The sequence below is a fragment of the Microcoleus sp. SVA1B4 genome, assembly GCF_036700545.1.
Taxonomy (GTDB): Bacteria; Cyanobacteriota; Cyanobacteriia; order Cyanobacteriales; family Microcoleaceae; genus Microcoleus.
In genome coordinates, this window is sequence record NZ_JAUBPB010000010.1 from 53,477 (window position 1) to 75,832 (window position 22,356).

At 46.0% G+C, this 22,356-nt stretch carries 17 protein-coding genes and 1 tRNA gene; 10 read left to right on the forward strand and 8 right to left on the reverse strand.

What is annotated here, in order from left to right:
- Positions 1–74: 74 nt before the first annotated feature.
- Positions 75–977 carry an undecaprenyl-diphosphate phosphatase gene (locus QT987_RS07350; RefSeq protein ID WP_333238619.1) on the reverse strand — a complete coding sequence of 301 codons (903 nt, stop codon included), beginning with the start codon at positions 975–977 and terminating at the stop codon, positions 75–77.
- 322 nt (positions 978–1,299) lie between these two features.
- Here QT987_RS07350 and QT987_RS07355 point away from each other — a divergent pair, with 322 nt between their 5' ends.
- On the forward strand, positions 1,300–1,911 hold the full coding sequence (locus QT987_RS07355) for a thylakoid membrane photosystem I accumulation factor (RefSeq protein WP_333238621.1): 612 nt from the start codon (positions 1,300–1,302) through the stop codon (positions 1,909–1,911).
- Between the two features lie 250 nt (positions 1,912–2,161).
- Positions 2,162–3,223 (forward strand): mannose-1-phosphate guanylyltransferase, encoded by a 1,062-nt coding sequence (locus QT987_RS07360; RefSeq protein ID WP_333238623.1) that lies wholly within the window; start codon positions 2,162–2,164, stop codon positions 3,221–3,223.
- A gap of 114 nt (positions 3,224–3,337) precedes the next feature.
- On the opposite strand, the gene QT987_RS07365 is transcribed toward QT987_RS07360, so the two are convergent.
- Complete coding sequence (locus tag QT987_RS07365) at positions 3,338–3,922, reverse strand: Uma2 family endonuclease (protein ID WP_333238625.1); 585 nt, start codon at positions 3,920–3,922, stop codon at positions 3,338–3,340.
- Positions 3,923–4,218: 296 nt separating this feature from the next.
- Here QT987_RS07365 and QT987_RS07370 point away from each other — a divergent pair, with 296 nt between their 5' ends.
- The 4 genes from QT987_RS07370 (at position 4,219) to QT987_RS07385 (ending at position 8,724) form a co-directional block, all read left to right on the forward strand.
- The gene (locus QT987_RS07370; RefSeq protein WP_333238691.1) at positions 4,219–5,871 is read left to right on the forward strand and encodes an AarF/ABC1/UbiB kinase family protein; all 1,653 of its coding nucleotides are present in this window, start codon (positions 4,219–4,221) and stop codon (positions 5,869–5,871) included.
- Positions 5,872–6,214: 343 nt separating this feature from the next.
- Positions 6,215–7,159 carry a UV DNA damage repair endonuclease UvsE gene (gene uvsE / locus QT987_RS07375; RefSeq protein ID WP_333238627.1) on the forward strand — a complete coding sequence of 315 codons (945 nt, stop codon included), beginning with the start codon at positions 6,215–6,217 and terminating at the stop codon, positions 7,157–7,159.
- A 356-nt stretch (positions 7,160–7,515) separates the two neighbouring features.
- On the forward strand, positions 7,516–8,187 hold the full coding sequence (locus QT987_RS07380) for an SOS response-associated peptidase (RefSeq protein WP_333238630.1): 672 nt from the start codon (positions 7,516–7,518) through the stop codon (positions 8,185–8,187).
- 150 nt (positions 8,188–8,337) lie between these two features.
- A complete protein-coding gene (locus QT987_RS07385) occupies positions 8,338–8,724 on the forward strand; it encodes a VOC family protein (protein WP_333055830.1) in 387 nt (128 codons plus the stop codon).
- Between the two features lie 21 nt (positions 8,725–8,745).
- Here the strand turns inward: QT987_RS07385 and QT987_RS07390 are convergent, their stop codons facing one another.
- Positions 8,746–9,933 carry an RNA-guided endonuclease TnpB family protein gene (locus tag QT987_RS07390; RefSeq protein WP_333238632.1) on the reverse strand — a complete coding sequence of 396 codons (1,188 nt, stop codon included), beginning with the start codon at positions 9,931–9,933 and terminating at the stop codon, positions 8,746–8,748.
- 242 nt (positions 9,934–10,175) lie between these two features.
- Positions 10,176–10,793, reverse strand: a complete 618-nt coding sequence (locus QT987_RS07395) for a CP12 domain-containing protein (RefSeq protein WP_333055870.1) — start codon at positions 10,791–10,793, stop codon at positions 10,176–10,178.
- A gap of 514 nt (positions 10,794–11,307) precedes the next feature.
- Between QT987_RS07395 and glpX the strand changes: the two genes are divergently transcribed.
- The 3 genes from glpX (at position 11,308) to QT987_RS07410 (ending at position 16,991) form a co-directional block, all read left to right on the forward strand.
- On the forward strand, positions 11,308–12,345 hold the full coding sequence (glpX, locus tag QT987_RS07400) for a class II fructose-bisphosphatase (protein ID WP_333055832.1): 1,038 nt from the start codon (positions 11,308–11,310) through the stop codon (positions 12,343–12,345).
- A 145-nt stretch (positions 12,346–12,490) separates the two neighbouring features.
- Complete coding sequence (locus QT987_RS07405; RefSeq protein WP_333238634.1) at positions 12,491–13,783, forward strand: glutamyl-tRNA reductase; 1,293 nt, start codon at positions 12,491–12,493, stop codon at positions 13,781–13,783.
- A 187-nt stretch (positions 13,784–13,970) separates the two neighbouring features.
- Positions 13,971–16,991, forward strand: a complete 3,021-nt coding sequence (locus QT987_RS07410) for a UPF0182 family protein (protein WP_333238636.1) — start codon at positions 13,971–13,973, stop codon at positions 16,989–16,991.
- 274 nt (positions 16,992–17,265) lie between these two features.
- Here the strand turns inward: QT987_RS07410 and QT987_RS07415 are convergent, their stop codons facing one another.
- The 3 genes from QT987_RS07415 to QT987_RS07425 all read right to left on the reverse strand — a co-directional run bounded on the left by QT987_RS07415 (position 17,266) and on the right by QT987_RS07425 (position 20,970).
- Positions 17,266–17,922: a hypothetical protein gene (locus QT987_RS07415; RefSeq protein ID WP_333238638.1), complete on the reverse strand. Its 657-nt coding sequence runs from the start codon at positions 17,920–17,922 to the stop codon at positions 17,266–17,268.
- A 228-nt stretch (positions 17,923–18,150) separates the two neighbouring features.
- Positions 18,151–19,101: a hypothetical protein gene (locus QT987_RS07420; protein ID WP_333238640.1), complete on the reverse strand. Its 951-nt coding sequence runs from the start codon at positions 19,099–19,101 to the stop codon at positions 18,151–18,153.
- A 240-nt stretch (positions 19,102–19,341) separates the two neighbouring features.
- On the reverse strand, positions 19,342–20,970 hold the full coding sequence (locus QT987_RS07425) for a site-2 protease family protein (protein WP_333238642.1): 1,629 nt from the start codon (positions 20,968–20,970) through the stop codon (positions 19,342–19,344).
- Positions 20,971–21,209: 239 nt separating this feature from the next.
- Here QT987_RS07425 and QT987_RS07430 point away from each other — a divergent pair, with 239 nt between their 5' ends.
- Positions 21,210–21,368 (forward strand): hypothetical protein, encoded by a 159-nt coding sequence (locus QT987_RS07430; RefSeq protein ID WP_333238644.1) that lies wholly within the window; start codon positions 21,210–21,212, stop codon positions 21,366–21,368.
- An 83-nt stretch (positions 21,369–21,451) separates the two neighbouring features.
- On the opposite strand, the gene QT987_RS07435 is transcribed toward QT987_RS07430, so the two are convergent.
- Positions 21,452–21,525 (reverse strand) — tRNA-Arg (locus tag QT987_RS07435).
- Positions 21,526–22,356 lie beyond the last annotated feature (831 nt).

The following is a 22,356-nucleotide window of genomic DNA, read 5'->3' on the forward strand; positions in this document are numbered from 1 at the left end:
TTTGTGGAACAGGCATCTTGCCTGTTCTTGTTTTGTGGAACAGGCATCTTGCCTGTCCTTGTAATTATAACAACCTACGCATTTTTAACTGCCCCACCTGCGATCGCCGTTAAAATGGCGACGCCAAAAGCTAGCCGATACAACACAAATATCCACGTCTTTTGAGTTTGCAGGAACTTCATCAGCCATGCGATCGACAAATAAGAAAACACCAATGACGAAATCGTTCCCACTATCAAAGCTGCAACTCCCGCATCGCTGATTCCTTGTCCCAAATCACCCCTTAATTCCACTAATCCAGCCAGAGTAATTGCCGGAATTCCCAATAAAAAAGAAAACCGCGCGGCGGCGGGTCTTTCCAATCCCATGAACAATCCTGCTGTTAGAGTGGAACCCGATCGCGAACACCCCGGAATCAAGGCGATTGCTTGAGCTAATCCCATCAAAATACCGTCTAAGACAGTTAACTTTTCATAAGTGCGATTGCGCTTGCCAATTTTTTCTGCTATTGCTAACAGTAGCGACATGACGATCGAAGCAATGGCGATACTGGCCAAACTTCTAAGTGGCGAGTTGTCAAAATCTGGAACCAATGCCTTGATTAGCAGCCCAAAAAAGACTATAGGTATTGTTCCCAAAACCAGTGCTACCGCCATTTGAAACTCATGGGATTTGTAGTTGCGCTGCACCAGGGCTTCGACTGCACCAACAGCTATATTTGTCAAGTCTTTCCAGAAATACCAAAGCACTGCAACAATGCTGCCCAACTGAATAACAGCAGTATAAGCAACTCCGGGATCGCCCCATCCCAGGGCGATCGGCACTACCTTCAAATGAGCGCTGCTGCTGATAGGCAAAAACTCTGTTAATCCTTGTACAATTCCTAAAACAAGGGCCTGCGCCAGATTGATTTGAGCCGGCCCGGAAACATCAGCAGCCGGCGTTTGGGCGAGGAGTGCGTCAAGCAAAGTTATCATTAGTTGTAAATTCCCAGTTTTCAGTTTCTAGTTATCACTTGGATTTAACATCTTGCATTATTTTCAGAAGCTACAAGCCCATGCCACCACAAATAAATTTTATTGTGGCGCGGACACTTCCAGCCCGCCCCTAAAAAGCCGATCGCAAATAGTGATCTTGGGCCTGTAGAATCGCCTTGTCGATCGCCACTATCAGCAATTTACGATCGTCGAGCCGAAACTACTTTAACCTACTCAACAACATTTGCCTACATTTTGCTGATAAACTTAGGAAAGTTTTTGCATCTGATTTCGGTTTCCTTACAGCAACTGCCCACAACCTATGATATTTCCTGAGAAAAAAAAATCACTTGTTACTGCTGCTTCTGGCATCCGCTGGCTGAGGCGAATCTTGTCAGCCAGTCTTGTAACAGTGGCGATCGCACTTAGCTTCATACTGCTAAGTGGCACGGCCCCAGCCTTGGCAACTCTTACGGACGATCGCTTTGACGGTACAATATTTGCCCTCTACGCCGGCAACGGTTCCCTAGTTCCTCCTAAAGTCAAGATTGCAGATTCTTTTAAACGCCATAAACCCGTATTGTTAGTGTTTTACACAGACGACAGCAGCGACTCCAAGCAATATGCGATCGTCGTCTCTCAACTCCAGGAATTTTACGGCCGCGAAGCCGATTTTATGCCCATAAGCATTGACTCTTTGCCTCCGCAACCGTCACCGGAACTCACAGAACCTAGCCATTATTACGAAGGTTTCGTACCACAAACTCTCATCCTCGACCAATCGGGAAAAGTAGTTTTTAATGAGAAAGGACAAATACCATTTGAACAAGTAGATGATGCTTTTCGGAAAGTATTTGATTTGCTGCCCCGTGAAAAATCCCTCCCGCTCAAACGCCGCGTTGTGAACGAACTTAACATCGAATTATCGAAGTAACAGCCAATGCCTAATTGCTCGTGGTTATAGCGATTTTAAAGGATTCGTTAACGAAAGTTTATCGGTCTGATCTTGGGTAAAGTGCGCTGCGGCGCACCTTACATTTATCGTGATACTAATTGGATTGAAAAAGTCACAGGCAGAAGATAGAAGGTAGAATTAAAAATTAAGCTACGGGTAAAGACACGGCATTGCCGTGTCCCTACCAGTATCAAGGCAAAATAGATGTGAACAGTTTAAACTTTAAACAATGAGTAGAACCTTAATTCCTGTGATTCTGGCCGGCGGTAAAGGCGAACGTTTCTGGCCACTGAGTCGCAAGCAGCGGCCCAAGCAGTTTTTGAGTCTCGACGGTAGCGGCAAGAGTTTGCTGCAAGCGACTGCGGAAAGACTTTTGGAATTAGGTAACGGTTGGGACGATTTGTGGGTGGTAACGTCGGAAATGTTGGCGGAGGGGGTTCGCGAACAGTTGCCGCTGTTACCGCCGGAGAATTTACTGGCGGAACCAGAGGGCCGAGATACTGCGCCGGCTGTGGCCTGGACTGCTATAGAAACTGCGAAGCGTTACGGTGAGGATGCGGTTGTTGGTTTTTTCCCGGCGGATCACTGGATTGGGGAACCACAGGAGTTTATCAAGACTTTGGAGGCGGCGGCCGAGTTGGCGAGAAATCAGGATGCGATCGCCACTTTGGGAGTAAAACCGAGTTATGCTTCCACCGGCTACGGCTACATCGAACAAGGCGAGGAAATTGGCAGTTTTGGAGGTTTTCCGGCCTATCGGGTGGCGAGATTTACGGAAAAGCCCGATCGCACAACTGCGGAAGAATTTGTAGCCAGCGGCAAGTTTAGTTGGAACGGCGGAATTTTTGTATTTCGAGTCGGAACTGTCTTGACAGAATTGCGAAATCATGTACCAGAAATGATGGCAGCTTTGGAAGCAAAAGGCGCGCAGGCTTACTCGGAATTACCCAAAATTAGCATCGATTACGCGCTGATGGAGAAGACGCAAAAAGCCTGTGTTCTGCCCGTAGGCTTTAGTTGGGACGATTTGGGAGATTGGAATGCGATCGGTCGTTTGCTGCAAGGAGACAAACCGAATGTGGAGTTAGCAAAACACGTCGGAATTGATACGAAAGGTGGCATTTTTTATGCAGCCGATGACAAAGAGGTGATTGTCACCATTGGTTTAGAAGATGTCGTAGTTGTCAGAGATGGTAATGTGACTTTGATTGTGAAAAAGGACAGGACGCAGGAGATAAAACAGGTAATTAAGGTGTTGGGAGAAGATGATAAATTGAAAGATTTGCTGTGAGGGTGAAATGAGGCAGCACGACACGGATTCTGAAGGCGAATACACCAACTATTCATCACTGTTTATCCAGGCATTCGTTTTTGAATCTGTGTTGGGCCTTACTATTTACTTTATTTACATAATTTCTTCTAAATTCAACACAAAACCAGGCAGTACATCTTCCCCTGATAGAGTGGCAGGATTTTCGATAATTTCAACATCTTGACCGGGGCGATAAATTTCTACCCGCCGATTTTGCCTGTCAATTAACCAACCCAATTTAGCACCGTTCTCTATATATTCTTGCATTTTCTCTTGAAGTTTCTTCAAGGAATCAGTCCGAGAACGCAACTCAACAACAAAATCAGGACACAAAGGAGCAAAACTGTCTTTTTGTTCGGGTGTTAAAGCATCCCAGCGTTCTTTTTTGACCCAAGAGGCATCAGGAGAGCGATCGGCACCATTGGGGAGCCTAAAGCCTCCAGAAGAGTCGAAGGCAACTCCTAGATTATTTTGGCGGCTCCAGGCTCGAAGTTGATACGATAGATCCATATTGCGCTTGCTAGTTTCACTGCCTGTCGGTGGCATAATAATTAATTCCCCGGATTCTGTACGTTCAAATTGATAATCGCGGTTGTTCTGACAAAGCTGAAAAAATTGCTCGTCAGTTAAGTTGATGGATAATTCGATCGAGGTCTGAGGAAATTGGATTGCAATCATGTCTCTTATACGGTATTAAACACATTGAGAATCTGGTTTGTAATAACTTACTCATTCAATTATTTGACACATCTTTTCCAGTCAATAAATTTAATTATAAAAATATCAGGTCTGCTTTAACTGTATATTACTATGAGGAGCAATGCCACGGCCAAAGACCGATCGCCCCCACCCCCCAAAACTCTCACGCGCATTCCCACCACCCCCAATTTATTCCCCAAGACACTGGTCAGCTTGGTCAACAGCGCTATCCTAGTAGTTATATAGCCCTTAAACCCGATCGACCCGGAGGCCCCTTGTTTAGCCTAGTTCAAAACAATTCTCGCAAAGGAGAAATTCTAGAGGTCGTCTTCCGCAACGGTTGGGACTACATGAAAAGCCTCCTAACCGGCCGCAAAACCGACGCACCCAGTCTCCCAACTCCAGCAGTTCTCCGCAATATCCTCGTCCAATTAGGCCCAGTTTTTGTCAAATTAGGACAATTGCTGAGCACCCGTCCCGACCTTTTACCGGCCAGCTATATCGAAACTCTCTCCACGCTACAAGCGGAAGTGCCGCCCGTACCGTGGTCGCAAGTAGAAGCAATCGTCCGCCAGGAACTCACAGAATCTCTCGAAAATACCTTCGCCAAATTTAACACTCAAGCCATCGCCGCAGGTTCGATCGCCCAAACCCACAAAGCTACTTTAAAAGACGGCCGCGAAGTCGCCCTCAAAGTTCAGCGCCCCGGTATTGAGATTGTCATCGAACAAGACATCGCCGTGCTCCGAGGTTTGGCAGAACTTGTCATGCTCACAGACTTCGGTCAACAATACGATATTGTCGCCCTAGCAGAAGAATTTGCGATCGCCCTGCGTGCAGAACTAGACTTCATTCAAGAAGCCAGCTACACAGACGAACTGCGCCGCAATTTATCTAAAAGTAAATGGTTTGACCCCACACAAGTTGTCTTACCAGAAATTAACTGGGAGTTAACTACAAAAAAACTCTTAGTAATGGAGTGGCTGAACGGAGTCCCGATTTTGTTAGGCGATTTGCAAGGAATTCGCCACAAAGGAGATATAAATGCCGAACGCGAAGAAATTACAACGCTACTTTGCCGCGTTTTCTTCCAGCAGTTGTATATCGACGGATTCTTTCACGCCGACCCGCATCCCGGCAATTTATTTTATCTAACAGACAGCCGGATAGCTTTGCTGGACTGCGGCATGGTCGGCAGATTAGACCCGCGCACTCAGCAGAATTTGACAGAAATGTTGCTGGCAATTGTCGATTTAGACGCTCAGCGCTGCGCTCAATTAACTTTAGAAATGGCCGAATTTGCTCAGCCGACAAGTTTAGTTAATCTAGAGAACGATTTGGCTCGAATGCTGCGTAAGTATTACAATGTGAGCTTGTCGCAAATGAACTTGTCGGAAATTTTTTATGAGGTGCTGGAAATCACCCGCAAAAATAAAATTCGACTGCCCAGCAATCTCGGTTTGTATGCAAAAACTCTAGCGAATTTGGAAGGACTGGCGCGCTCTTTTAATCCCCGATTTAATATTGTAGAGCAGGTCAAACCGCTGATGACCGATATGTTTCGGCGTCAGTTATTAGGAGACGATCCGATCCAAGCTCTGCTGAGAACTGCCCTGGATCTCAAAAGCTTATCTTTGCAATCTCCGCGACAGGTGGAAGTGCTTTTAGACCGAGTTACTTCGGAAACTTTGAAGTGGAACTTGACACTAAAAGAACTCGATCCGCTACGCCGCACTCTGGGCGATTCTGCGAACCGACTTTCTTTTAGTATTGTGGTGGGTTCGCTGATTGTGGGGGCGGCAATTATTTCTTCTAACGCACAAACTCCTCAGTTATCTTTTTTGAGCACTGGTTTGTTTGGGGCCGCGAGTTTTTTGGGTTTTTGGTTGATTATTAGCATTCTCAGGTCAGGGCGTTTGCGAAGTTGATTGAAAAGGGGAAATAGGGAAAATAATGAGATATAGCAATCCTTTCGGGAAACGCGCAACTGGCTTTTTTGTGAAGGAACGGCGAAGACTCTCTTGACGCGAATGCTGAGAAGAGAAGAGAAAGATTTCACAATTGATGCTAGGAGTGCTATAGCATCCTCAACTATTAAGCAACATCTCTGACTTAAGATAGGCGATCGCCCGCAGCCGCTGAGTCTAAGCTAGAAATTATAGTTAGCTCGAGTTTTGAGGGAGTAAAGTCTCTCAAAACTTGATAACTAAGGACTTCAGTCCTTATTACAAACCTATTTTGCGATCGAAATAGAGCTAGGTGTTATTTTAAATGAGCAATATTAACCAAGTATTGGAAAAAGACAAATTGCCGGAGTTGGGATTAGTCTGTATTACAACATCCAATGAAGTTCGCTTTCGCACAGTCACGCGGAAGCGACTTTTACAGCTTTCGGAAACTGAACAAGAAACGGTATTGCGCGAGCTTTATACAGACAACTTGAAGCGGCTTGACAAAGCGATCGACTTCTGTTCTGCTAATCAGATTAAGCTCTACCGGATGACTTCTGCACTGTTCCCTTTTGCAGATACAGATTTGGGGGAAGCAGTGCTACACTCCATGACTGAGGAATTGCGGAATACGGGCGATCGCGCTCTTTCTTTGGGCATCCGGTTGGTACTCCACCCGGATCAATTTGTCGTCCTCAGTTCCGACAAGGTTTCTGTGGTTGAAAACAGCATTAAAATTCTCGCGACTCATGCTTTAATTTTAGATATGTTGGGACAGCCCCGATCGCCCCAGGCACTGATGAACATTCACGGCGGCAAGAGCGATCGCAGTTCGCAACTCAAGTCAGTCATCCGCGATTTACCCGAATCCATTCGATCGCGCTTAACCTTTGAAAATGACGAATACGCTTACAGTTCCTCGGAAATTTTAGAAGTTTGTCTCGATACCGGCGTACCAATGGTTTTTGACGCCCACCACCACGTCATTCACGAACATTTAGAAACTTACGACGATCCGAGTGTGGCCGAAATGCTGGCAGCAGCCCGCACAACTTGGTCTGTTCCTGAATGGCAATTAGTACACATATCAAATGGCAGAGAATTTTTTGCCGATCCGCGCCACAGCGATTTAATTACAGAAATGCCTAATTGCTATTATCAGGCTCCTTGGATTGAAGTAGAAGCTAAATTCAAAGAATTAGCTATTGAAAAGTTGCGCGCCGAATGGTTGTCTGCGAATGTTCCACAATTTAGCACTGTCTCGTAGGGGGGGGTTTTACCAGCAATAATTGCCTAAAACCAATCATCTCGAAAATTCACCCCCACCCAAAGGTAAATCGCAAGAACAGGCAAGATGCCTGTTCCACAAAGAATGAATTTTCTTGTGGGTGTCCCGCCCGCTTTAGTCCAACAATCCAACAGGGGTTAAAAACCCCTGTCTCATAGCTAAAGTCCTCTAAAAGAGGACTAAAATAGATAGATATTGAGCTCGTATTTCCAGTCGGTTTTAACCGACTTTAGCTTTGAGGCAGGGGTTTCAACCCCTGCCGGACTGCCGGATTAGCCGACGAATGCCGGACTGCCGGAATAAGAAAAAACCGCGTTAATACCAACTATAAAATTATGTGTGGACGATACACTTTAACTACTTCAGGTCAAATCATCGCCGAATTCTTCAAACTGTCGGGAGTTCCAGACATCAAACCGCGATACAATATCGCCCCAACTCAATCAGTGGCCACAGTCACAGTGGAACAAAAAAAAATGCAGCGAGAGTTCCAATTTATGCGCTGGGGTCTGATTCCAAGTTGGGCAAAAGACATGAAAATAGGCAGTCGCATGATTAACGCGCGATCGGAAACTGTAGCCGAAAAACCTGCTTTTCGCAGCGCCATCAAGCACAGGCGATGTTTGATAGTCGCTGACGGTTTCTACGAATGGCAACAGCAGGGAAAGAACAAACAGCCTTACTATTTTCAAAAGGCAGACGGCGAACCTTTTGCTTTTGCCGGTTTGTGGGAAAATTGGGAATCTCCTGAAAAAGAAAACATTGTATCTTGCAGTATAATTACTACCGATGCTAACGAAACAGTGGAGCCGATGCACGATCGAATGCCGGTGATACTCCCCGACAGCGATTGGGAACAGTGGCTCGATCCTTCTGTTAAAAATGCTCAGGAAGTTTTGCCCCTGTTAAAGCCCTATGCTTCGGAAGCCATGAAAGCAAAGGCCGTAAGTGCGATCGTCAACAGTCCCAGTAGAGACAGTCCCGAATGTATTAGCGATCGACAATAAATCATTGCAGCCGACAAAACCGAGATAGTTTGAGTTATGATGTAAAATGATGTTTGAGTTGTAGCTTGGGTTTTCTAAAGATCAGTTTAACTCAGTTGTTATTTGCTCAAACATTTTTTAAATCTTAACATCAGTTAGAAGACAAAAAATATGATCGGATATGTTACACTCGGTACCAACGATATTGAAACGGCAGCCAAGTTTTATGATGCTTTGCTGGCTGAAATTGGCGCTCGACGATTCATGGAATTCGACGGATTTATCGCATGGAGCGTTTCTCCAGAGGAACCAGCACTTGCTATTATAAAACCCTATGATGGTAACACAGCAACTGTTGGCAATGGAGTCATGATAGCTCTTCAGGTTGACAGTCCAGAAAAAGTTAACTTAGTTTATAACAAAGCGATCGAACTTGGGGCTAAGGATGAAGGGCCAGCAGGACCAAGAGGCGCGTTACCGGGGTTTTATGCGGGATATTTTCGCGATCTTGATGGGAATAAGCTGAACGTGTTTTGTTTGACATCCACCCCGCCGTAGAACGGCGAGGATTCCCAAACCTCACGATTTAGGTTTCTGCTTCTGTCCCTTACGGGGTTTCGCACCTGCCTTAACAGATTTACTCTGTTCGGGTCTTACAGTCGCTCCACAGACTGCCACGGCAAGCCCTGCCGCCAAAATATTCTTTGCCGCGTTGATGTCTCGGTCATGGTGTGTCCCGCAATTAGGACAATCCCATTCCCGGATATTCAACGGCATCTTGTCAACGATGTGTCCGCAATTGCCACACCGTTTTGAACTCGGAAACCATCGGTCAATCTTAATTAAAGTACGACCGTACCACTTACACTTGTATTCAAGTTGCCTGACCAATTCGCCCCAACTTGCATCACTTATCGCCATGGCAAGGTTGGGATTTTTAATCATGTTCTTCACAGCCAAATTCTCGACGGCGATGGTTTGGTTTTCGCGCACCAACCGCGTTGTTAACTTGTGAAGGTTATCTTTTCTTGCATCAGCAATTTCTTGATGTACTTTCGCTACTTTGAGTCGTGCTTTGTGACGGTTGTTTGATTCTTTCTGTTTCCGGCTTAAAGCTTTCTGCGCTCTTCTAAGTTTGCGATATTTTGCCTTGAATCCTTTGGGATTGGCAATCTTTTCACCAGTGCTAAGAGCGAGTAAACTTGTAATGCCCAAGTCAATACCAACTTGACTGCCTGACGGAGGTAATGCTTCAATTTCAACATTCACCAACAGGGAAACTGACCACCTACCAGATGGTGAAAGCTTCACCGTAATGGTTGATGGTCGGCAACCGACAGGTAGCATCCGGCTCCAACGAATTGGCAACGGGTCGGCACACTTTGCTAAGTAAACTTGTCCATCCTTAAACTTGAAAGCAGATTTGGTAAACTCTGCGCTACCACCATTGCGTTTTTTCTTGAAGTTGGGATATTTCGCCCGCCCATCAAAAAAATTGGTGTAAGCCGTTTGTAAATGTCGCAAGCATTGCTGTAACGGTACGCAGCTAACTTCCGACAGAAAATCTAACTCTTCTGTTTTCTTCCATTCGGTTAGCATTGAAGAGGTTTCAGCATACCCTACCCGTTTTTGGTCTTTGTACCATGCCTCGGTTCTTACGGCTAAGGCACGGTTGTATACTAAACGAGCGCAACCCATTGTCCGTCGCAACAAACTCTCTTGTTCCGGAGTTGGGTAGAATCGATAGCTGAAGGCTTTGAGCGTCATGCTCACAGTCTAACACTTCGATTGTGATATTGTGCTAGACTCAATGTAAAATCTTTGTAAAGCCGTCAAACGAAGGACGGGGTTTCAAACCCAAATTTCTGATGACAGGGCCAAACACTTAAGATTTTTATCTTTCGTGAGGCGAGCCGAAAAAAAGCTATTTCCGATTGTTAGTTATTAGTTATCAATCCATAAATAAGAGTAGATAACTAATAACTAATAGTTAATGACTAATAACTAGATTAACTGTCGTATATCCGCGCTTCAGCAGCCTCTGGATTTTCCTCGCAATACTGGTCAAAAGCCGTTTTTTCCAGCTTCATCGATCGCTGGTGAGAAGCCTCAGCCTGCATTTCTTCTACAATATCCCAGGCTACCGCGCACTCTCTAGAGGTAGCGCCTTTTTCGGCACAGATACTTCTGGCATCCGCGATCGCCTGTTCGATTTCTTCGTCAAATAAAACACTCTTCGGCTTCTCAAGAAAATCGCTTTTTGTCAATATATCCGTGACCGAAATAATGCCCACTAGCTCGTCCTTAATCACCGGCGCCCGGCGGATGCGGGTATTCGCGAACAACCTAGCCACATATTCCACGCCCAAGTCGGGATTGACCGTAATGCAAGGTTTGGTCATAATCTCGAAGACGCGGACTTTTTTCGGGTCTACTCCGTAGGCTGCTACTTTATAGACAATATCCGTTTCTGTCACAATGCCATAGGCATCTTGTTCGTGGCGACGTTCCACAATCAACGCGCGCAAACACAAATCGTTCATCATCGCCACCGCTTCAGCTACCGTTGCTGAACCGCGAATGGTAACAACATCTGTGGTCATAATATCTTGGGCTTTCATCATCATTGTTTTTTGCTTACGGCTCATAAAGTCTACTGCGTCGCGATTTGGGGCTGTCCATTTGATTTGCGATCGTCATTAGGACTTACCCTCACAAACCCGGTTTCTACCAAAATTTTGGGTTTAGTAACGATAAATTCCGGGTTAGCAACCGGGTTTCTGAGAAATCGTGCATCGCAAACTAATCATAAAACCTTTAACGGCACTCGGAATGACAACTTGCCTGAAACAGCCCGTCGCAGCCCCGGAACCTCTGGAGTCCGCGATTTAGCGTTCAGACGGCAGGGCTGTTTCATTCTCTTGTAGGGGCCGTGCTACCCCTACTCCCCGTGCCGGCCCTCTTGGTCGGATCTTTGAGCTTATTGGGATCAGATTTTCCAGCCCCAGTCTCAAAGAAGCAAAAGTTAACACAAACTAAGCAACTGCTTGCGCTCGCACAGATCCCCGCCTCTGATAAACTTGATGGCTGGGAGTGCAAAAGAGCACAAGGCACGCATCAGCAGTTGGGAGGATCTAGTTCGTGGACAATGTAATCGGTTTAGAGATTATCGAAGTAGTTGAGCAGGCAGCCATCGCCTCCGCTCGCTTAATGGGCAAAGGCGAGAAAGATGAAGCCGACAGAGTGGCTGTAGAAGCCATGCGGGAGCGCATGAACAAAATTCACATGCGCGGCCGCATCGTGATCGGCGAAGGCGAGCGCGATGACGCACCCATGCTTTACATCGGTGAACAAGTAGGTATTTGTACCCGCGAAGATGCCAAAGATGTCTGCAACATAGATGAATTGATCGAAATTGACATCGCTGTTGACCCCTGCGAAGGTACTAACCTGGTTGCTTACGGTCAAAACGGTTCGATGGCAGTTTTGGCAATCTCTGAAAAAGGTGGTTTGTTTGCGGCACCGGATTTCTACATGAACAAATTGGCTGCTCCTGCGGCTGCTAAGAATCATGTAGATATTCGCAAAACGCCCACTCAAAACCTCAAAATTATCTCTGATTGTCTCAGCCGCAGTATTGAAGATTTGGTGGTGGTGGTCATGGATCGCCCCCGACACAAAGATTTAATTAATGAAATTCGGCAAGCGGGTGCAAGAGTTCGGCTGATCAGCGACGGCGACGTTTCGGCAGCGATTTCTTGCGCGTTTTCTGGTTCCAACATCCACGCACTTATGGGTATTGGCGCAGCACCCGAAGGCGTGATTTCCGCAGCGGCAATGCGCTGCTTGGGCGGTCACTTCCAAGGGCAGTTAATTTACGATCCCGCTGTTGTAAAAACTGGTTTGATCGGTGAAAGCAAAGAGAGCAATATCGCCCGCCTGAAAGAGATGGGCATCACAGACCCAGACAAGATTTACAATGCTGAAGAGCTGGCATCTGGAGAAACAGTTCTGTTTGCAGCTTGCGGGATTACTCCCGGAACGCTGATGAATGGAGTTCGCTTCTTTGGCGGCGGCGCTCGCACTGAAAGTTTGGTAATTTCTTCTCAGTCGAAAACGGCTCGATTTGTGGATACAATCCATATGTTTGACCAGCCGAAATCTCTGCAATTGAATTAGTGATTAGTTAGTGGTTAACAGTTAAATGTTAACAATTAACAGTTAACGGTGAACAGTCACCAGTGATTAGCAATTAGCGATAAACTAAGAACTAATAACAGGTGACTGTTAACAACTAAGAAAGAAATAGTGACAAATCACAGATATGAATATTGCAGTCGTAGGTCTCAGCCACAAAACAGCGCCGGTAGAAGTTCGCGAAAAACTGAGCATTCCAGAACAGAAAGTTGAAGCCGCGATCGCCCAATTGCGCGGCTACCCGCACATTCAAGAGGTTGCCATCCTCAGCACTTGCAACCGCTTAGAAATTTATATTGTTACCAGCGAGTCGGAGCCTGGTGTGCGAGAGGTTATTCAGTTCCTTTCCGAATGCAGTAAAGTTCCTTTGCAGTCTTTGCGCCCTCACCTGTTTATTTTGCTGCACGAAGATGCGGTGATGCACTTGATGCGAGTGGCTTCTGGCCTCGACAGTTTGGTGCTCGGAGAAGGACAAATTTTGGCTCAGGTAAAACAAACTCACAAACTCGCCCAGCAGTACAAAGGTGTAGGCAGAATTTTAGAGCGCTTGTTTAAGCAAGCTCTCACAGCAGGGAAGCGAGTTCGCACGGAAACTAGCATCGGTACTGGTGCAGTTTCGATTAGTTCGGCGGCGGCAGAATTGGCTCAAATGAAGGGTCAGCATTTAGCAAGCAGCAAAATTGCCATTATCGGTGCTGGCAAAATGTCGCGGCTTTTGGTGCAGCATTTGCTCTCCAAAGGAGCTAGCCATATTTCGATCGTTAACCGCTCTGTGCGGGGCGCCCTGGAGTTGGCCGGTCAGTTTAAAGATGCTCAACTGCACCTGTATCAGCTATCGGAAATGATGCAGGTAATTGCCAGTTCTGACTTGGTTTTTACCAGTACGGCAGCTACCGATCCACTGTTAAATAAAGCTAAATTGGAAGCGGTTTTAGATCCGAATCGCCCTTTGATGTTGGTGGATATTTCTGTACCGCGCAACATTGACTCGGATGCAAACGAACTCACTAATGTGCGATCGTTTAATGTGGACGACTTGAAAGCAGTGGTAGCTCAAAATCACGAAACCCGTCGCAAAATGGCAATGGAAGCTCAGGGCTTGCTGGAACAGGAAGTAGAGGCTTTTGATCTCTGGTGGCGCAGTCTGGAAACCGTTCCTACTATTAGCTGTTTGCGGGATAAGATAGAATTGATTCGGGAACAAGAGTTAGAAAAAGCTTTATCGCGTCTTGGTTCGGAATTTTCGGAGAAACATCAAGATGTGATTGAATCTTTAACAAGGGGGATTGTGAATAAGATTTTGCACGATCCGATGGTACAGTTACGCGCTCAGCAGGATATTGAGGCGCGGCGGCAAGCGATGCAAACTTTGCAAACACTGTTTAATTTGGATGTGGATGTCAATCAGCAGTACAGCTAGTTTGTCATTGGTCATTAGTCATTAGTCATTAGTCAGTTGACCCGAAAGCAGGAGTCATATTATGCCCGGTCAATTACCATGAATAAAAATGCCTCCAACCCTGGCGGCAAAAGCATCATTCGGGAGGGTAAATTGCTCGAACATGATATAAGTTATCATTCAACCAATAACTAATGACTAATAAGTAATGACTAATAGGCGAATTTATCAATTAATTTTAGGGATTGTAGGGCTGTGGCTGGTTCTTGAATTTGCCTCCCGCATGGCGGCAGAAATTCTCTGGTTTCAGGAAGTTGGATATCTTCAGGTTTTTCTGTTAAAGCTGAAAACTCAAGGGTTGCTGGGGGCGATCGCAATTGCTGTTTCTTCTGTCTTTTTGCTCGGCAATTTGGCTTTAGCCCGCCGCCTGCAACATCCCGCAGAGGAAATGAAATCGCCGGTTGTGGGGGAGCTATTCGCTTCACTGAGGGCGAACAACGCGGGGAAGAATACCGAGAAGAATTACGAATTACCTGTTGCTAAATCCCAAATAACCTTTTCCTGGCTGCTGTTGGCGGTATTCGGATTGAGTTCGATCGCAACTTTTATAGTAATTCACTGCGGGCTGTTGGCTGCAAACAGCCTCACCTATTTGGGTATAGCTGGCAATTTACCTGCACCGCCGGTGCAGTTAGGAATTGAGTCCATCCAGCAAATAGCCGTGCAGTTATTTTCTCGCTGGTGGCAGTTGGGCTTGCTGCTGGGGACAATGTTAGCTGTGGTAATTAAGCCTGATTTTTGGCTGCGGGCGATCGCCCTTTTTCTCAGTTTGGCGATCGGGCTGATTGTCGCCAGTCGCTGGACAAATGTTTTGCAATATTTTCACCCTATTAATTTTAACACGACCGACCCTCTTTTTCATCAAAATATTAGCTTTTATGTATTTATTTTGCCAATCTTAGATTTGCTAGGATTCGGGCTGACAGTTGTATTTTTGTACAGTTTAGTATCTAGTGCTTTAACATATTTGCTGTCGGGAAATAGCCTGAGTCAAGGGATATTTTTGGGGTTTTCTCGATCCCAGCAGCGGCACTTGTACGGGTTGGGTGCAGCTTCCATGCTAGCCGTTGCATTCCGCTACTGGTTGGGGCGCTACTCATTGCTGTATTCGCGGGGAGACGTTACTTACGGGGCGAATTATGCTGACGTGACGGTGCGGTTGCCCTGGTATGGATTTTTGAGTATTTTGGCGGGGGCGATCGCACTTTTGATGCTGTGGCAGGTTTACCAATTCAAAATTAAAAATGAACTCATAAAAAAAATTCTTTTAGCATGGGTAAGTTTAACTTTGGTGGGAGGTTTGCTGCTGCCACAAATTGTGCAGCAACTCATAGTTCAACCCAACGAACTAGCACGAGAACAGCCGTACATTCAGCGCAGTATTGCCTTTACTAAAGAAGCTTTTGACCTCAACACAATCGAAATAAAGACCTTCGATCCCGCCGGAAAACTTACTTATGCCGACTTAGAAAAAAATCAACTTACTATTAGCAACATCCGCCTGTGGGACAAGCGACCGCTGCTGCAAACCACCAGACAGTTACAGCAAATTAGACCATATTATACATTTCCTGATGCCGATATCGATCGCTACACAATCAAAAAGGAAAAAGCACAAAAAGGAGATTCGGAAAGTCAACAAGTGTTTCTGGCAGCGCGGGAATTAGATTACACAGCAGTTGCCCCGGATGCTCAAACTTGGGTGAACGAACACCTAGTTTACACTCACGGTTACGGCTTTACTCTTTCTCCCGTAAACAGAGTCGGTGTCGGCGGTTTACCGGATTATTTTGTCAAAGATATTGGAGTGGCAGCCCAGAAAGGAGAGACTGCTTTGGAAGTCACTAGCGATCGAATTCGGGCCAGTATTCCGATCGGCTACCCGCGAATTTACTACGGCGAAATCACCGATACAGACGTGATGACGCCCACAAAAGTCAAAGAATTCGACTATCCCAGCGGCGAAGAAAATGTTTACAATACATACAGCGGTAAGGGCGGAATTGCGATCGGTTCTCTGTGGCGGCGCTGGCTGTTTGCTAATTATCTCAAAAATTGGCAAATGGCGCTTACCCGCAATTTTACGCCAGAAACTAAATTGCTGTACCGCCGAAATATTAATAAAAGAGTCCGGGCGATCGCTCCTTTTTTGCGCTACGATTCTGACCCGTATTTAGTTGTAGCAAACGCTAATCTTAGCAATGATGATATAGAAAAAGCCAGGGAGGAAAATAGCAACAAAATTAAACCTGCACCCGCCGCTAATGATAAATCTCCCAACTATCTTTACTGGATTATCGATGCCTATACAGCAAGTCCTCGCTATCCGTATTCTGATCCGGGAAATCATGAGTTTAACTACATCCGTAACTCTGTAAAAGTAGTAATTGATGCCTACAACGGATCTGTTGACTTCTATGTTGCCTATCCCTCCGATCCGATTATTAACAGTTGGATGGCTATCTTTCCCGGACTCTTCAAACCCCTTGACAAAATGCCTCCGGCTCTCCGCAAACATATCAGATATCCAGTAGATTTGCTGAGCATTCAATCAGAACGCTTGCTAACTTATCATATGGAAGACCCGCAAGTATTTTACAATCGGGAGGATTTGTGGCGAGTTCCCAATGAAATTTATGGCAGCGAACAGCAGCCCGTAGCACCGTATTATTTGATTACGAAACTGCCAACGGAAACAACAGAAGAATTTATTTTGCTCCTCCCATTTACACCAGTAAGTCGCAACAATTTAATTGCTTGGATTGCAGGGCGATCTGATGGTGGCAATTACGGAAAATTGCTGTTGTATCTGTTTCCCAAACAGCGATTAGTTTATGGCCCGGAACAAATAGAAGCTTTAATTAACCAAGATCCTGTTATTTCCGAACAAATATCTCTCTGGAATCGCCAGGGTTCAAAAGCAATTCAAGGAAACTTATTAGTAATTCCTATTGAACAATCTTTACTGTATGTGGAACCTCTTTACTTAGAAGCAGAGCGCAATAGTTTGCCAACTTTAGTCAGAGTTATTGCTGTTTACGAAAACCGCATCGTCATGGCAGAAAATCTTGAATTGGCACTCAAGGCACTTTTTCAGCAACAATCTACCAATAAACCGGCCATTATTCGACCTTTAGAAGGAACAGCGCCAGCTTTAAATAATGAATGATATCAATTTCAGTTGAACTCGTCATGATTGTTGACTGTTGACTGTTGACTGTTGACTAGGGGTCGGAAAACTGAATGGTTGAGTGTTAAGTGTTGACTCTATTTTATTATTCCGAGGCCAGCGAAAACGATATAAATTAGTGCGATTTCTGTTCGCTAGGATCGCGAATTAAATAACTTACAATTTTAATTGTTATTGTGGGATGGGCGTCGGGCCCGTCCTTTTTGGACGGGCCCGACGCCCATCCCACAAACTTGTGGAAGTTATTTAATTCTCATTCCCTAGCAGCCTTGATATCCTGCCACCAAACATTGACATAGGGCCACATCAATCTTTCGTCTCCTCCAGAATCTAGTTTCACTGTCACCTCATAACGGTCAATATGCGTGAGCTCGCCAGTTTTACCATTCAAATAAAATTGTTTGGGATTGTCGGTGATAATTTCTACCCTTTGATTCAACAGCGGCAGCATCTGGGTAGAAGAACCCTGAAACGGATTTTTGCCTTTGATCGCATAGCCACCAATCAAAGATAAGTACATTAAAGCTAGGAAAAATACAGTCAATAAGCCCACAATTACCAGTGTTTTTTGTTGTGAAAAACTGGTATAAACGCTCCCATATCCTACGCACATAGTTCCCAAAAACAACAAATTTGGCAGGTACAGCCCATCTTCCAAAAACACGCTACCAAAAAACATCAGGACTACCTGAAAACCAAATAATGCCGCCACCCAACTCCAGCCAGTTAGCAACGATGCAGATAGTAGCCAATTCATTGCTAGAGTAAGGGCGATCGCCATTGCTATTGCCCCAAGCGGTGCTGCATAATCGTATTGTCTGAAGGGAAGAAGAACAAAAAATACTAAAGCATACGCAAAACCCGCAAAAGCCAGTGCTAATCCACTAATTATTTGGTTCCCGTTCAGCATGGCGAGGAATTTTTAGAACACTAAAGTGGAGCGTTCATCTTGTGTTGTGATAGTAGCCGTTGAAAATTCCCAGCGGACTAAGGCCAGAAATTCTAACCGTAGGGTGCGCCACGAGCAGCTTACCGCTATATTTAGGGGAGAGAACCGATTTGTTAATCAAGCGTGCTATCCCAGTTTCCCAAGGTGCAAATCAACCACATCAGAAGGTATAATTTTCAGAAAACCAGATTATTTAGGGTCGATCGACTTAACAAATTGTTGCACAGGCTGTGGTAGAGCCGGCACAAAAGTCTTTCTAAAACCCCTAACATCGAACACTCGCCACAAAATACCTACCGCTACCGTCAAGAAAAATAACGCTCCCAAAAAATTGAACACAGTAGACAGAAAACCGCTGTCCCTTTTTTTCGGAGGTGTAATATGTTTCATGCGATATACAGCCGGCTCGTAATCTCTCGCCTCCTCGCGACTGGGCCGCGGCGTTTTGGGGCGCGAACTCGCACTGCGCTTCTGGGTCAAACCCGTTTTATTAGTTTTAGTAAAACTGCTGGGCGATTTTAGCTCAGAAGCGCCGCGGGTTCCCGTTAACTGGCTAGCAGAAGCCCCCGTTTGGCCAACAGCAGCATCCTGAATTCTGCTATTAGGGCGCTGAGTCGATTTGCGTTCGGCGAGGGTACGCATCAAACTTTGCAATTGCTGAGTCGCCGCCGGCGGGCGTTCCCCTTTCCTCGCCCAATTTAACAGCATCGCCCCGGTAATCCCGCAGAGATTCGTAGCGCCTACAGAAGCCAGCCGCTTCAGCAGAGGCTGGCTGTTGGACACAAAAATCACCAATGCGTCCGGGTGTTCTTGAGCCAAACCGTAAACGCACTGAGCCGTCGCCACCACAAGCATTGCTGGCTTGCTTTGATTTTTGATCGAAGGTTCGAGAGCGCGGTGTGTTTCCTGAGCGTCAGTTGCAATCCAGCCGCTGTCGGCAAAAAAGCGCATAAACTCTCGAGCTACTTGCTCTTGAGCTTTTTCCACCGCTTGCCCTGTCAGACGATCTATTTCGTCGTACACTACTTCTGGGATATAGCAAGTTCCCACCTTCGCATATTCTTGCCAAACTTGGGTTCGGCCAGTCATTAAAACATCTGCATCAAAAGTTACCAATACAGGAGGAAGTTGATTAGCCATGACTTTATCCTATAGGCTCAGATAAGTTATTTAAACTTAATCGATCAAGTTTAAACAAATTTTGGGTTATAAAAAAATCAACTTTTGGTAGTAGATAAATTGCCCTGGGCGCGGGTATTAATGGGAAATTAGTAGTTAGGAACCCGATCGCCCTTCAGTTCCGAGTTCGATCGCTCAATTCCTATATTCCACTAATTTACCGCAACCCAAGAGCCTATTACCAAAGATGCCCGACTACTGCTAATTCCCGATTCCCAGACGACCCGCTAAAGCCGGAGTCAACGGCAACAGTGCAGCAATCATCAAGAACAAAGCTAGCAAACCCAAAGCCGCGCGAGCGTCGTCAGGCTCAGTCAGCTCGTTGAGGCTCGGCCGCTCCAAATTCCGCTGTAAAATCAGAATCACGATCGCCCAATACAGAGCCAAAGGATTAACTAAAGAAACGATAGCCAGCACCACAAAAGTCGCCAAAGTAGTGCGACTGGCTATTTTCCGACCGTAGATGGCTTGCACGATTCTACCCCCGTCCAACTGTCCCGCCGGCATCAAATTAATCGCCGTTATTACCAAGCCCAACCAACCGATAACTACCAGCGGGTGAACGTCAACAATCTGCTGCTGCAACGCCGAGCCCAAAACCACTTTTGCCAAAGTTCCCACCAAAACCGATCCCTTGAAAAATTCTGCGGGAATTTGAAACAAACTGCCGGGGTGAGACAGCAGCAAACCCGTTACCAGCATTAGCAGAGAAACTATTCCCCCAGCGGCTGACCCGGCAAAAGCGATGTCAAACAAAACTTTACGGTTGGGCAGCAGCGACTCAAAACGGTCGATCGCTCCAAAACAACCTATCTGCAAAGTTGGTATAAAAAACGGCCAACTCAAGCGAACCTTGTACCGATTTGCCAGCACTCGGCGAGCAATTTCCCCAGAGCCTAAAACCGCCCAAATTCCGGCTGCAATTGGCAAAACTTCTAGATATCTAGCCGGCGAGTTAAAGAAATCGAAACTTAGCAGCAAACCGCCTGTCTCTAAGCTAGTAGCAATTGTTGCCAGCAGGAGCACGACTGCTAGGATTTTTTGAGACACGGTTGTGGGCTGCGGGTCGTTGGTGCTGGGCAAGATAATAACTACGGGCTTGTCGTCCTGATTTTCTACTAAAAATAGGCGGTAGCGATCGTTTAATTTTTCTTCCAAACTTGCCGTCAAACGTGAGTGTACTTGTTCTGGGTCTCCTCGGAGATTGCCTTTGAGAATTACCCCATCTTGATAGGGAATCGTTTCTGTGGCAAAGAAAGTATCAATTCCAAAGATACCTTTAATTGCCTTGAGGTCTTCCACCGGAACGGGAATTATTTCTGATTCATTATTCGCAGGCGACGAGGTGACGATCTTAATGGTTTCTGGACCTGGTGGTCGCTGCGACTCAGGGGCTGAGAAAGCATCGCTTTGGGACTTTACCTCAGTAGCATCCGGCCGCGGCAGCACTGTATCAGATGCAGCCTTACGCAATTGCCGGCCCAGATAAATGTACAATCCCGTCGATGCCACTAGCAGCAACAATACCGCCACTAGATTGAGGTAAATTCCGGCGGCGAACAAACCAAAGAACAGCAGCCAGGGACTCATCAGCGCAACAGACTGCAACCAAGCCAAAATTCCCAGTTTGCCAAAAGGTCTGGCGCGATAAAATCCCCAACCCAGAATTCCCAGAGCAACCAATACGAGCGCAATTGTTGCCGTATTTTCCGATGCAACTATAGGCATTCCGGTTGTTTGCGCCAATAGGGGCTTTAATCGGTCGATCGCGCTGCGGTCGAGTAATAGCATTAAATTTTGGGGAACATGAAATAGAGTTGTTGGGAACATATCCAAACCTGTCGGAAACTAGCCTGATTACTAAGGATAACCTCTGAGGGCTACTCGGCCCACAACCTGCTGTTGCTGTTTGAACATCGCAGGAGCTAGGCTATTGACACAATAGACTTTTTATGATATCACATCGGCTATAGCAAACCTATACCCAGAAGGGTAGCAGTGTCGATCGGTCAGAAGCAGGAAGATTCGCCCAGTGTGGCAGGTGGGGCTTTTTTAAGGATTTGTTTCGGATGCCAGACGCCGAAAATAAAAACTCCGCTCCGACCGTCGCAGAATTTCCAGAGCCGGCCGATTTGCTCAATCAGTTGAAGAGCAGACGCAAAAAGTCCGGCGCAAACTTGGCAGATATGGCGGCAGTTTTGGACATACTCAGCTACTTAGAAGAGTAGGACTGAGCTAAAGATGAGCGGAAAACTAGACTCTCGGTAGCTTAGTCAACCTGAAACCATTGCTACGCAAAAGGATTATGTAACGGGTACGGCAGGACTTGAACCTGCGACTCGCTGCTTAGAAGGCAGCTACTCTATCCAACTGAGTTACGCACCCAACTCAAAAATCGCTAACAAGATTATTGTATCGGTGCAGTGTGCGATCGAGCAAGTAAATTATTTGATGACTTACGCAGAAACCGCTTTTATCTAGAAAAATATAGCTTGCAGCGCGATGGTTCGGGAAAAAAACCAAGATGATGAGAGTGCCTTTGCCTTCAAGACTGTATCTGACAAAAGCTGGAGGGACTCACCTGCAAACCGCATAATTGTCAATTTACAATCAAAACTAGGTAGGACGTAAACTCGGGTAAAGTATTTAGAGGTCGAGTTGAAACCCCAATATTTGGTCGATCGGATATCTCTCCCCAAATTAAGACGGAACTCAGACAGCCAAAGAGTCACAGGTGCTTTTTCCCAGATGTCTATGGGTTATGTTAACCTCGCCTAGTGGCAAAGCCTAAAACGCTGACCGCATTACCGAAAAACCAGAACTCGTCCCCTGATTGGAGGTATTGTAAAACTTCATTAAGTTTCTCGTCAAAGATAGTCAGGAGTAGTATATGTTGACTGAGCAGAAGGATTTGGACTGCCCAAGCAACCGCTTTCACCGCGGCCTTTATTTACGAGCCACACCTATCACTCATGCAGCTAGCCGATTGGCAAACACATCCACAGAGGTTTGTACAAAACCGCAGATGGTTTGTTAATTAATGCGCTCCGTGAATGGGTATGACACGATCGTGGCAAAAGCACTCCCAAAAGCATTGAGCAATGGGATAGGGAGCTGCGTAGCTCAGCCGAGGCGGGTCAATCCGCTCAAAGTAAAAGTGAAGGGGGAGGGACCGAAGGCCTCCCATGTCATGTAATAGATGACTATACTTTTACC